Source organism: Guyparkeria halopsychrophila (genome assembly GCF_044582135.1).
In the GTDB taxonomy this organism is placed as follows: domain Bacteria; phylum Pseudomonadota; class Gammaproteobacteria; order Halothiobacillales; family Halothiobacillaceae; genus Guyparkeria.
This window is the reverse complement of record NZ_JBDODP010000034.1, coordinates 1-11674: the sequence shown is the minus strand read 5'-3', so window position 1 is coordinate 11674 and position 11674 is coordinate 1. Positions and strand designations below refer to the sequence as shown.

Genomic DNA, 11674 nt, shown 5'->3' with positions numbered 1-11674 from the left:
GACCCGTACTACCTCACCCAGAAGGCCCAGGAGATCGGCTACCACCCCGAGATGATCCTCGCCGGCCGCCGTACCAACGACGGCATGGGCGAATACGTCGCCGCCCAGATCGTGCAACTGATGACCAAGCACCGCGTGCAGGTCGTCGATTCCAAGGTGCTCATCCTTGGCCTGACCTTCAAAGAAAACTGTCCGGACCTGCGGAACACGCGCGTGGTCGACGTGGTCCACCACCTCGAACAGTACAACGTCGACGTCCACATCCATGACCCCTGGGCCGATGCCGACGAAGCCCGCGAGGAATATGGCCTCGAACTCGACCCCGCCCCGGCCCAGGGCGCCTTCGATGCCGTGATCGTGGCCGTTGCCCATGACGACTTCTGCCAACTGGGCGCCGAAGGCATCCGCGCCCTTACGCGGGACAACGGCATCGTTTACGACATCAAGCACCTGCTGGGGAGGGACGAAGTCGACGGCCGGTTGTAAACCACCATTGGAGCGGCGAGTTGCATTCGCCGCCGCGGGGTACAACGCCTGATCCCCAAACTCGTCATTCTCGCTACAGCTTGTCCCCGTGAAAACGGGGACGGGAATCCATGGTGTTTTCAGACGGCACCGTGCCTAGATTCCCACTTTCGCGGGAATGACGGGAGAAAAACGAGGTCAAGCGGTGCCAAGCGGCGCCGTGGGTCGGGCTTCAGCCCGACAATCCGCCCGAGGGGCGGATGGATAGGTTTGCCGAATAGAATCGGACAGGAAGTCGGCCTGACGGCCGACCGTTGGACTGAAGCCCAACCCACAGAAACAATCAGTAAATGAGACGGCAGATGTTGAGAAGCCAGCGATCAGATCTCTGTCAGAAAAACGTGCAGCAGCGGAAGCCCGGCAACAAGCTCTGCCTGACCGACCTCTGACCTCTGACCTCTTCTGGATTTCAACACCTCAAACACGAACACAAACACGTGCTTTCCGATTTATGAAGATTCTCGTCACCGGCGGTGCCGGGTTCATCGGCTCGGCGGTCATCCGTCACCTCATCGCCAACACCTCCGACCAGGTGGTGAACGTCGACAAGCTCACCTACGCGGGCAACCTCGAGTCGCTGGCCTCGGTGGCCGACGACCCGCGCTATCGATTCGAGCAGGTCGACATCGTCGACCGTGCCGCCCTGGAAGACGTGTTCACCCGGCACCGCCCCGACGCAGTCATGCACCTGGCAGCGGAAAGTCACGTGGACCGCTCGATTGACGGCCCGGCAGCGTTTATCGAGACCAATATCGTCGGTACCTACACCCTGCTGGAAGCGGCAAGGGCGTACTGGAACGAGCTCGACGAGGCCGGCCGGAAGCATTTCCGGTTCCACCACGTCTCCACGGACGAGGTATACGGTGATCTGGAAGGCCTGAATGAGCTCTTCACCGAGAAAACGCCCTACGCCCCCAGCTCGCCGTACTCCGCCTCCAAGGCCAGCTCCGACCACTTGGTGCGTGCTTGGCAGCGAACCTACGGCCTGCCCACCGTGGTCACCAATTGCTCCAACAACTACGGCCCGTACCACTTCCCGGAGAAGCTCATCCCGCTGATCATCCTCAATGCCCTAGAAGGCAAGCTCCTGCCGGTCTACGGCAAGGGCGAGCAGGTGCGTGACTGGCTCTACGTGGAAGACCACGCCCGGGCCCTGCACACCGTGTTGTGGGAAGGCCGGGCAGGGGAGACCTACAACATCGGCGGGCACAACGAGAAGCGCAATATCGACGTGGTGCACGCCATCTGCGACTTGCTGGAAGGACTGGCCGCCGACAACCGGCACGCCCGCGCGGCCGGCAACGACGCTGGCTTCCGCGGCCTGATCACCTACGTGCGGGATCGCCCGGGTCATGACCTGCGCTATGCCATCGATGCCGGCAAGATCGAGCGTGAGCTGGGTTGGATCCCTGAAGAAACCTTCGAGACCGGGTTGCGAAAGACTGTGAACTGGTACCTGAACAACCTAGACTGGTGCCGCCGTGTGCAGGATGGCAGTTACCAGGGCGAAAGGCTTGGAGTTGGGACATGAAGATCGTGCTTCTTGGCCCAAACGGACAGGTGGGGCGTGAGCTCTCGCGCACCTTGCTCCCGCACGGTGATGTCGTGGCGCTTGGTCGTGAGCAGATCAACCTGGCAGCGCCGGAATTTGTGCGGCAGCGATTGACTCAGGAGAAGCCCGATATCATCGTCAATGCTGCGGCTTACACCGCTGTCGATAAAGCGGAACAAGAGGAAGCGGTCGCGAGGGCGGTCAATGCGGAGTCCGTGGCGGAAATAGGCGCATATGCCAACGATACGGGCGCGCTGGTGGTTCACTACTCCACGGACTATGTGTTCGATGGCTCAAAACAAGGGGCCTACCAGCCGAGTGATCCCACTAATCCGCAAAGCGCCTACGGGCGTACGAAACGGGCCGGCGAAATTGCGTTGCGAGAAAGCGGTTGTCGCCACCTGATCTTCCGCACGAGTTGGGTCTATTCCGCGCGTGGGAAGAACTTCATCAAGACCATGCTGCGTTTGGCCGCGGAACGTGACGAGTTGAAAGTCGTAGCCGATCAGATCGGTGCACCAACTTCTGCGGAACTGATCGCCGACGTCACCTCGCTCGCCCTAGCGGGATTCCGGCAGGCTCAGCTTCCGGCTGGAACCTACCACCTCACCGCGAACGGTGCGACCAGTTGGCACGGTCTGGCATGTCGAGCCATCGACCGGGCGATCGTCAACGGGCAAGAGCTGAGAGTTCGTGGCGATGATCTCCAGGCGATCGGTACGGCGGACTTCCCGACTCCGGCGACCCGCCCGGCGAACTCGTGTTTGGACTCGAGCGGCCTGGAAGAGGCATTGGGCCTGCACTTCCCCGATTGGACCATTCACGTCGACCGGATGGTCGACCAGATTACCAAGACAAACGGATCCTGATGAAGAGAAAAGGCATCATCCTCGCCGGCGGTTCCGGCACCCGCCTGCATCCGGCCACGCTGTCGATCAGCAAGCAACTGCTACCGGTCTACGACAAGCCGATGATCTACTACCCGCTCTCCACGCTGATGTTGGCGGGCATTCGCGACATCTTGATCATCTCCACACCCCAAGACACCCCGCGCTTCAAGCAACTGCTTGGCGATGGCAGCCAATGGGGTCTGAACTTGCAATACGCCGTGCAGCCGTCCCCGGACGGCTTGGCGCAGGCCTTCATCATCGGCGAGGAATTCATCGACGATGATCCCTGCGCCCTAGTGCTTGGGGACAACATCTTCTACGGCCACCACTTCGACGAATTGCTTGGCAGCGCCATCGAGCGCGAGCAGGGCGCGACCGTGTTCGCCTACCACGTCCACGACCCGGAACGCTACGGCGTCGCCGAGTTCGACCCCGACGGCAAAGTGCTCTCGCTGGAGGAAAAACCCGAGCAACCGAAGTCCAGCTACGCCGTCACCGGTCTGTACTTCTACGACAACGACGTCGTCTCCATGGCCAAGGAACTACAGCCTTCGGCCCGTGGTGAGCTGGAGATCACCGACCTCAATGTGGCCTACATGAATGCCGGCAAACTTAACGTCGAAATCATGGGGCGCGGCTACGCCTGGCTGGACACTGGTACCCACGAATCCCTGCTGGACGCCAGTCAGTTCATCGCCACCCTCGAGCAACGCCAGGGTCTCAAGGTCGCCTGCCCCGAGGAGATTGCCTTCCGCAGGGGCTGGATTGATGCCGACCAGCTCGAAGAGCTGGCCCGCCCCCTGCTCAAGAACGGCTACGGCCGCTATCTCAAGCGCGTGCTCGAAGAGAGGGTCTTTTGAATGAAAGCCACTCCGCTTTCGATCCCCGACGTCTTGCTCCTGGAACCCCGCGTCTTCGAAGACGATCGCGGCTTCTTCTACGAGAGCTACAACCAGAAGGCCTTCGACGAGGCCGTCGGGTACCCCGTCATCTTCGTTCAGGACAACCACAGTCGATCCGTAAAGGGCACCTTGCGCGGCCTGCATTACCAGTTTCCGCCACACGCTCAGGGTAAGCTGGTGCGCGTGACGGTCGGGGAGGTCTTCGACGTGGCCGTGGACATCCGCAAGGGGGCGTCCACCTTCGGCCAGTGGGTGGGGGAGACGCTCTCGGCCGGCAATCGGCGCCAGATGTGGATTCCTCCCGGTTTCGCCCATGGCTTTCTGGTGACCAGCGACGTCGCCGAGTTCCAGTACAAGTGCACTGATTTCTACGCCCCTGAGTGCGAGGCCAGCATCCGCTGGGACGACGCCGAACTGGGCATCGGCTGGCCCGTTGAAAGCCGACCGTTGGTTTCGGCCAAGGACGGGCAGGCCCCGTCCTTTCGTGACGCGGAGTATTTCGATTGAATGAGGGTCGGTTCAGCCGTCTGGTCGCCATGGGGCGGGGCGACGGACTACGCGCCCAGCTCCTGCGTGGCGGCATGGGTGTCGGTGCGCTTAAGGTGCTTTCCCTGCCGCTCATGCTGCTGGCCACCATCCTTTTGGCGCGGAGCCTCGGTCCGGAAGGGTTTGGCCAGTATGCGTTCGTGATCGCCCTGATCACCACATTATCCATTCCGCTGGCTCCGGCACTGATGCAACTCACCACCCGTGAAACCGCCGGCATGCATCAGGCTGGTGATGACGGCCGAATCCGTGCACTCCTGCAATGGGCTAATCGCCACGTCCTGCTTGGCAGCGTCCTGGTCACCATCGTGGTGGGTGGGGCCGCCCTCTGGTTCGCCGAGTGGCAAGTCGATGACCGTTGGACACTGCTACTGGCGGGATTGATCGCCCTGCCGCTACTGGGACTCAATGCCGTACGTGCCGGCATTCTGGCCGGTCTTCGCCGGGTGGTGCAGGGGCAATTCCCCGATTTATTCGTCCGGCCACTGGTTCTTTTGGTCGTGGCCGGCTCCCTGCTAGTTGCGGGTTCTTTAAACCCGTTGACCGCCGTGGTTGCGTTCCTCGTCGGGCTGGCGATGGCATTCGCCGTTGGCGTCGTGCTCCTCAAGCGCACGTTCCCCGAAAGTGAAGGCGCATCGCCGGCAAGGGACGCCGCGCTAAACCGGCAATGGCTACATGCCTGGATGCCCTTCACGGTATTGGTAGCGGCCAGTACCCTGAGCACGCAGAGCGGCATACTCCTGCTGGGCTGGTTGAGCACGGACGACCAAGTGGCTGCCATGCAGGTTGCCGAGCGGGGTGCGATGTTGGTGGCGCTGTCCCTGACCGTGGTGAACCTGGTCATTGGTCCGCACATCACCCAGGTTCATCGTTCCGGGGACCCTTTAAGGCTCCAGGCGCTCAGTCGCCATTCGGCACGGATGGCGCTGGTGGTGGCGTTGCCGATTGCATTGCCACTGATCTTTTTCGGTGGGCCGATTCTAAGTGTCGTATTTGGTGCGCAATATGCGGAGATAGCCACCTTGCCGTTAGCAATCCTTGCGGTAGGCCAACTCATCAATGTTGGATTTGGCTCGGTTGGCATGTTGCTGACGATGAGTGGATTTGAGCACGATACCTTGCTGGGACAGGTGGTAGCGTTGCTTGTCAGCGGCGTTGCAGCGGCAATCTTGATACCATCACTTGGCGCCGTCGGGGCTGCACTCGCAACCGCCATCGGTTTAATCGTTTGGAATGTTGTGTTAGCAGTGCTAGTGACAAGGCGCCTGAAAATGTGGCCCGGACCGATTTGAATTTTAAGGGACAACCATGGATTCAAATAGATCTTTTCGAGATGCACCTTTCCTGAATAATATTGCAAGTAGGCTGTGTGAACGATCGGAATTCTTGGCTGGAGGAAATAAAAATAACGAATAGTTATTTTTATTTAGCTAAACATCCGGACGATGGCTTGCTGTGGGCGCCTCGGCTCCTTATGGAACTAACCATAGAAATGTCGAAATAGAGGCTCGGACGGTGTGCGTTGCTTCAAGCGCGGTTCGGCGACAGTGTAGGCCCTCAATGGGGTGTGTATCGTAGTCACGAATTCGTTGTTTTGCATATGATGTTGGTCGTTAAATCAATATCGCATTTGCAAAGTGATATAAACGTTTTGGGGATAAATTTAATTATGATCATCAGTGATCGTTATGAGTTTGTGTATATCCACATACCAAAATGCGGCGGGTCGACCGTCCGAAGTCGGCTGCAGAACTTTGATGAGACTAACGGGGCGTTCACTGGCCGCGTCGAAGTGCATCCAGATTTAGGGTTGGTTGATTATGTCCATATTCCATTGTTTGTGCTCAAAAAGTATTTTCCAAATGAATATCAAAAAGTGATTAAGTACAAATCATTCGCGGTGGTTAGAGATCCCTTTGCTAGGTTTCCATCGTCTTTTGCTCAGCATCTAAAAAGGTACGGAATGGGTCATATAAAAGATCTCTCTCCGTCTGATTTAAAATCCGAATTGACGCGTGTAATATGTGACTTAGAAAAAATGAATGATGCGCAAACCTTATTGCCGGCCAAGTATATTCATTTTCAACCGCAGCATGATTACGTTTATCACGACGGGCGCAAGATTATTGATGCTGTGTACGGTCTAGATGATTTGGAATCATTATTTTATAACATTAATGAGTATCTTGGCGAGGGCGAATCCGGATATTATGAGAGAAGCGAGCAACGCGTCAGTGTGAATCAGTCGGTTGTTTATCGTTTTCCAGCAATGAGAAAACTGATCACCCCAGCTTCTCCTATAGTGAAAGTAATGCTTAAGCCGTTCTTGTCAGATCAGAAATATCGATCCCTTCGGTCTATTTTTTACACGCAGCAAGGGGCGGCTCTGAGAGATTTGGTTGACAGTGATTACGTGAAGTCGTTTATAGAAGATTTCTACCAAAGAGATTTTGAATTATTGGCCTCGTTGGATAAATGCCGATCCAAGGAAAGCCAGTAATGAACTCACAATTTAAGAAACGTCGCATTTACGTTGCTGCGCTGACAAAAGGGAAAAATGTTCCGTCTTCGCGCTTTCGTGTTCGTCAATATATTGACCCGCTGTTGCAAGAATGCGTAACAGTAACAGAGTATTGTCCGGCCATACCGCAAATGATCCAGCTTCCCTGGATCTTTGGCCGGATAAGGCGCCGTTATCTGTTCCCGTGGGCAATTATTCAGAGTTTTATTAATATTATCACTCGGTTACCCTCTTTTGTTGGGTCGAGAAAATCCGATATAACCTTAATCAGCCGGTCAGTTGTCCCGGGTCTCGAAGAGACAGTTAAACTCCTGCCCCACCCTCGAGTTCTTGATGTAGATGACGCAATTTGGCTTTCTGATCCGAGAGGTGTTGGCTCCGCGGCTCGTCTCGCGAAAAATGTCGATGTGGTTATCGCTGGCAATGAATATATTTCCAGATGGTATAGCCAGTATTGTAACGAAGTGTATGTGGTTCCCACAGCCATCGATACCGAAAAATATCGCCCTAGAACTTCTCATGAAACGAAAAGCAGACATTGTTGCACAATTGGGTGGATCGGGACGTCAGGAAATTTTCCTAATCTGAAGATCGCTAAGCCGGCGCTGGAAAAGGTCTTAATTGATCGGGACGATGTGAGGATTCTAATTATTTCTAACGAGCGTCCGTACGGGTGGCAATTTGACGGAGAACGTGTGGAATTTAGGTACTGGTCTGAGTCAGGCGAGGTAAGTGACCTTCAAGAACTCGATGTAGGGATCATGCCTCTGCGTGATTCGGACTGGAGCCAAGGAAAATGTAGCTTTAAATTGCTCCAGTATATGGCGGTCGGGATCCCGGTTGTCGCGTCGCCAGTTGGGATGAATAATGATGTCCTTTCCGCGGGTGATGTTGGGTTTTCTGCATCTAATGAGACGGAGTGGTATGGTTCGGTGCTTAAATTGTGTGACGATCCAAAATTTAGGGTGTGTCTTGGCAAACAGGGAAGAAAGGTTGTTGTCGAGAAATATTCAACGGAAGTGGTTGCGCGCCAACTAGCGGACGTGTTCGAGCGCGTTGCTTTGGCGCATGGTCGTAAGGCGGGGTGGAAATGCAGATAGCCGGATTAGGTTCTAAAGCCGACGTGCTTAGCCAGTTCAGTGCTCTGTTTGTCGGTGTTTTCGGCTTTCTCATGGGTTATGCCGGCTTGGATCAGGGCGTGATGCGTGTCTATTTCCTCGGCTATGTATTCGTCGAGTTGTTCGTATTTCTTTTTCTGTCGGGTTATCGCCCAAACCCAAGAAGCCTGTTTTTTTTCGGTTGGGTCCTTCCATTCTTAATTGCCCAGATCCCGCTCAAAACGTTGATTTTCACGTTGCCAAGTATGTCGTCGGCTTCGTATACGTTTTTCTTTTTAGTGGTATTGTTGTTCCATGTCTCGCAGCTGTTGGTTTTTCTTCTAGTTAGGGGTGGTTCGGTCGCAAAGGATTTCCGTCCGGAATTGCTGTCCAAAAACTCTCGCTTATATTCCTCCGGGTCGATTGTCGTTTTTTTTTTAATATTGCCGTTAGGTGCATATTTGGTCGCAGCGGTGGCTTCCGGTTTTTCCTTTCCAATACTCTCAGACGATCCCACATCTGCGGCCAAAGAGTTTTGGCATGTTCCGGGTACCGCAACGGTTTTTTCCCTTTCTCAAATATTTATCGTTCTAGTGACTGTTCGATATTTTTCATCAAAATCATTGGCTAAAAAAGTTTCGAATGCAGAGGGGGTTCTTCTCATTCTGGGATTATTTGTTATCGCCGTGGCACTGGTTTCATACGGTAAAAGGTCCCCGATATTATACTCGGTGGTATCTGGGTTGGTCGTTTACACCGCTTTAGTTAAGCCACGGGTTAGTCGTGTCTTGGTTGCATTTTTTCTTGTCGCATCCTTTGTTGTTCTCAATGCTTTTATCAGGGCGCAGGCCAATTTTTATGATTTTTGGTACGGCCAGAGTTTTCATGCCCTAGAATCTGCTTGGATGTACTCCATGGTTCAGCCGCTTATGTATGTATATGAGGCATTTGCTAATTTTGGCCTTGTGCTAGAGTCCTCGCGTTCCGATCTGTTTTATGAGTTGCGGGAAAAGGGTAAAATCTTACCCGCGTTCTCTGTGTTAAGTGTTAAGTACGGTGGGCTTCATTCCGCTGGGATTTTTATGTTGGTATTTTTGTTCTATGGCCTACTGTATCGTTTTTCGTATAAGGGATGGGCTTTAGTCTCTTATTCTGTGATTGCTCCAGGAATGTTGTTTTTGTGGACAGGGGTTCTCGTTGAAAAGGAGAGCATTTTTAGGCTGTTGGGTGTGGTTATGTTTCTTGCCATTCTTTTAAATATGGCACATATCGGTTCCATGAGGAGAATGCGTCAAGATGTCGATAGCGGCGCGCAGCATTTAGGGCCAACGTCATGAGAATTGGGATTGATGCTTCGAACCTTTTAGGCGGAGGTGGTCTTACGCATCTGCGGCAACTTATCAAGGCTGCGGATCCAGAGCGGCACGGCTTTTCGGAGCTTCTTGTTTGGGGTGGTGATCGAACACTCTCGGCGCTAGAGGATGGGCGTGAGGGGGTCAAACTTATCCATGAACCTCAGCTTGACCGTGGTCTTATATCCCGGTTCCTATGGCGAACGCTTCGTCTACCCAGATTGGCCCAGAAATCGTGTGACCTGTTGTTGATTCCTGGTGGGCTTGGCGGTCCAAAACACGTACCTTGGGTGACGATGTCACGCAATATGCTGCCTTTTGAAAAAAGGGAAAAAGCACGATACCCCCCAGGAATTTCTAGAGCCCGGCTTGAAGCGTTGCGGTGGCTTCAAAGTCGCGCATTTAAAAAGGCTGATGGTGTAATTTTTTTGACTAATTACGCCCGTGCGCAGATAACCGCACAGCTTCAGGAAGTGCCCAGTAAAAATGTGGTTATCCCACACGGGATTGATAGTCGTTTCCTAAATGCGCCCTCGATTCGCTGGAACTCCGCTCGTGTTCGGTCGCGGGAAATAGTTAGGATACTTTATGTATCCACGGTTAATGCATATAAGCACCAGTGGCATGTTGCCGAAGCGATTAGCCAGATTAGGGACGAAGGGTGGCCAGTTGAGCTTAGGTTGGTTGGCGGTGGGTACGAGCCCGCTCTTTCAAAACTAAAAAGGGTGATTGTTAAGCTCGATCCCGACCAGAATTGGCTGGTGTATTGTGGTTCGGTAGCGCATGAAAAATTGGATCAGGAGTATAAAGAGGCCGATATTTTTGTCTTCGCCTCTAGCTGTGAAAATATGCCAAATATCCTTTTGGAGGCGATGGCTGGTGGTTTACCAATCGCCTCTTCAGATCGTGGCCCTATGCCAGAGATTCTCGCGGATGGAGGGCAATATTTCGATCCAGAGCAGCCAGCCATGATAGCGGATGCAATTAGGAACCTTTTAGATGACCCAGAAAGGCGCTACTGTTTGGCGGCAAAGGCGTATCGTCGTTCCAAAGAGTATTCTTGGTTGCGTTGTGCAGACGAAACGTTTGCGTTTCTCCGAAAAACCTATGAAGAGGCGAGTGGAGCGTCTCCTCATTAATATTTTTCTAATTGGCCTTATATTGAATAAAGGTGGTGAGTGAGATGAAAGGAAAAAAGGTTCTGATAACGGGAGGCACAGGGTCTTTTGGTCGCCAGATGGTCAATGAATTGCTTTCTTGGGAATGTGATTATATTCGCATTCTGAGCCGTGACGAGGCCAAGCAAGAGGAGATGCGCATTGCCTATAATCGGCCAGAGCTGAAGTTCTACATCGGCGACGTGCGCGACCGCCACTCCGTCGACAAGGCCATGCGCGGTGTCGACCTAGTGTTCCACGCCTCTGCGCTCAAACAGGTCCCCTCCTGCGAGTTCTTTCCGCTGGAAGCGGTAAAAACCAATATCCTCGGCAGTCAGAACGTGATCGATTCCGCGATCGAGGCGGGTGTGAAGAGCGTGGTTTGTCTGAGTACCGATAAGGCGGTAATGCCGATAAATGCCATGGGGATGTCCAAGGCGATGATGGAAAAGACGGCGCAAGCGGCCAGTCGGCAACTTAGTGAAGGGGAGACGACGATCTCTTGCGTGCGGTACGGAAACGTGATGTGTTCGCGTGGCTCGGTGATACCGCTATTCATTAAGCAGATTCGGGAGGGAAAGCCATTAAGCTTGACGGAGCCGAGCATGACTCGGTTCATGCTTTCGCTTCCGGACGCGATTGATCTGGTCAATTTCGCCTTCCATCACGCTCGTCAAGGCGACATCTTCATCAAGAAGGCGCCGGCTTGCACCGTGCAACTCTTGGCGGAAACGCTGCTGGATCTGTTCGAAGCAAAGAACGAAATCCACATTATCGGTATGCGCCACGGTGAGAAACTCTATGAGACCCTGGCTAGCCGCGAAGAATTGCGACGTGCGGAGGATTTGGGAGGCTATTACCGTGTCAGTTTCGATGACCGTGACCTGAACTACAGCAAGTACTTCACCGAAGGCGATGTGGAAGAGGTCTCCACCGAGGATTACCACTCCCACAATACCTATCAGCTCGACAAGGATGAGCTAAAAGAGCTGTTGCTGACACTGCCGGAAGTGCGTGCCGCGCTGAGTGCGTAAAGCCGCTTTTGCCTGAAACTTGGGAGATTGAATGAAGATAGTTGTGACAGGCGCTCAGGGCTTGTTGGGCCGCCACCTGCACCTGCACCTACGAGCCA

General features: G+C 54.1%; 11 protein-coding genes. All 11 read left to right on the top strand.

Annotated features, from left to right (window positions below; translation table 11 throughout):
- The coding region (locus ABGV18_RS11075) for a UDP binding domain-containing protein (protein ID WP_396586081.1) at positions 1–486 on the top strand (486 nt) is incomplete at its 5' end.
- 490 nt (positions 487–976) lie between these two features.
- Complete coding sequence (rfbB, locus tag ABGV18_RS11070) at positions 977–2056, top strand: dTDP-glucose 4,6-dehydratase (protein WP_396586080.1); 1080 nt, start codon at positions 977–979, stop codon at positions 2054–2056.
- Positions 2053–2946 (top strand): dTDP-4-dehydrorhamnose reductase, encoded by an 894-nt coding sequence (gene rfbD / locus ABGV18_RS11065; RefSeq protein ID WP_396586079.1) that lies wholly within the window; start codon positions 2053–2055, stop codon positions 2944–2946. Before rfbB ends, rfbD begins: the two co-directional genes overlap by 4 nt.
- Positions 2946–3827: a glucose-1-phosphate thymidylyltransferase RfbA gene (gene rfbA, locus ABGV18_RS11060; RefSeq protein ID WP_396586078.1), complete on the top strand. Its 882-nt coding sequence runs from the start codon at positions 2946–2948 to the stop codon at positions 3825–3827. Before rfbD ends, rfbA begins: the two co-directional genes overlap by 1 nt.
- Positions 3828–4376: a dTDP-4-dehydrorhamnose 3,5-epimerase gene (rfbC, locus tag ABGV18_RS11055; protein ID WP_396586077.1), complete on the top strand. Its 549-nt coding sequence runs from the start codon at positions 3828–3830 to the stop codon at positions 4374–4376.
- Complete coding sequence (locus ABGV18_RS11050; RefSeq protein ID WP_396586076.1) at positions 4373–5707, top strand: oligosaccharide flippase family protein; 1335 nt, start codon at positions 4373–4375, stop codon at positions 5705–5707. The genes rfbC and ABGV18_RS11050 overlap by 4 nt, the downstream gene beginning before the upstream one ends.
- Positions 5708–6084: 377 nt before the next feature.
- The gene (locus ABGV18_RS11045; protein ID WP_396586075.1) at positions 6085–6915 is read left to right on the top strand and encodes a sulfotransferase family 2 domain-containing protein; all 831 of its coding nucleotides are present in this window, start codon (positions 6085–6087) and stop codon (positions 6913–6915) included.
- A complete protein-coding gene (locus tag ABGV18_RS11040; RefSeq protein ID WP_396586074.1) occupies positions 6915–8036 on the top strand; it encodes a glycosyltransferase in 1122 nt (373 codons plus the stop codon). Before ABGV18_RS11045 ends, ABGV18_RS11040 begins: the two co-directional genes overlap by 1 nt.
- Positions 8021–9370, top strand: a complete 1350-nt coding sequence (locus ABGV18_RS11035; protein WP_396586073.1) for a hypothetical protein — start codon at positions 8021–8023, stop codon at positions 9368–9370. The genes ABGV18_RS11040 and ABGV18_RS11035 overlap by 16 nt, the downstream gene beginning before the upstream one ends.
- Positions 9367–10524: a glycosyltransferase gene (locus ABGV18_RS11030; protein ID WP_396586072.1), complete on the top strand. Its 1158-nt coding sequence runs from the start codon at positions 9367–9369 to the stop codon at positions 10522–10524. The genes ABGV18_RS11035 and ABGV18_RS11030 overlap by 4 nt, the downstream gene beginning before the upstream one ends.
- 44 nt (positions 10525–10568) lie before the next feature.
- Entirely contained in the window at positions 10569–11576 is a 1008-nt protein-coding gene (locus ABGV18_RS11025) for a polysaccharide biosynthesis protein (protein WP_396586071.1), read from the top strand.
- Positions 11577–11674 lie beyond the last annotated feature (98 nt).

What these genes read in the sequence shown, in the direction of transcription:
- rfbB (WP_396586080.1), top strand. Translation starts at nt 977, where the DNA reads ATGAAGATTCTCGTCACCGGCGGTGCCGGGTTCATCGGCTCGGCGGTC.
- rfbD (WP_396586079.1), top strand. Translation starts at nt 2,053, where the DNA reads ATGAAGATCGTGCTTCTTGGCCCAAACGGACAGGTGGGGCGTGAGCTC.
- rfbA (WP_396586078.1), top strand. Translation starts at nt 2,946, where the DNA reads ATGAAGAGAAAAGGCATCATCCTCGCCGGCGGTTCCGGCACCCGCCTG.
- rfbC (WP_396586077.1), top strand. Translation starts at nt 3,828, where the DNA reads ATGAAAGCCACTCCGCTTTCGATCCCCGACGTCTTGCTCCTGGAACCC.
- ABGV18_RS11045 (WP_396586075.1), top strand. Translation starts at nt 6,085, where the DNA reads ATGATCATCAGTGATCGTTATGAGTTTGTGTATATCCACATACCAAAA.
- ABGV18_RS11040 (WP_396586074.1), top strand. Translation starts at nt 6,915, where the DNA reads ATGAACTCACAATTTAAGAAACGTCGCATTTACGTTGCTGCGCTGACA.
- ABGV18_RS11030 (WP_396586072.1), top strand. Translation starts at nt 9,367, where the DNA reads ATGAGAATTGGGATTGATGCTTCGAACCTTTTAGGCGGAGGTGGTCTT.
- ABGV18_RS11025 (WP_396586071.1), top strand. Translation starts at nt 10,569, where the DNA reads ATGAAAGGAAAAAAGGTTCTGATAACGGGAGGCACAGGGTCTTTTGGT.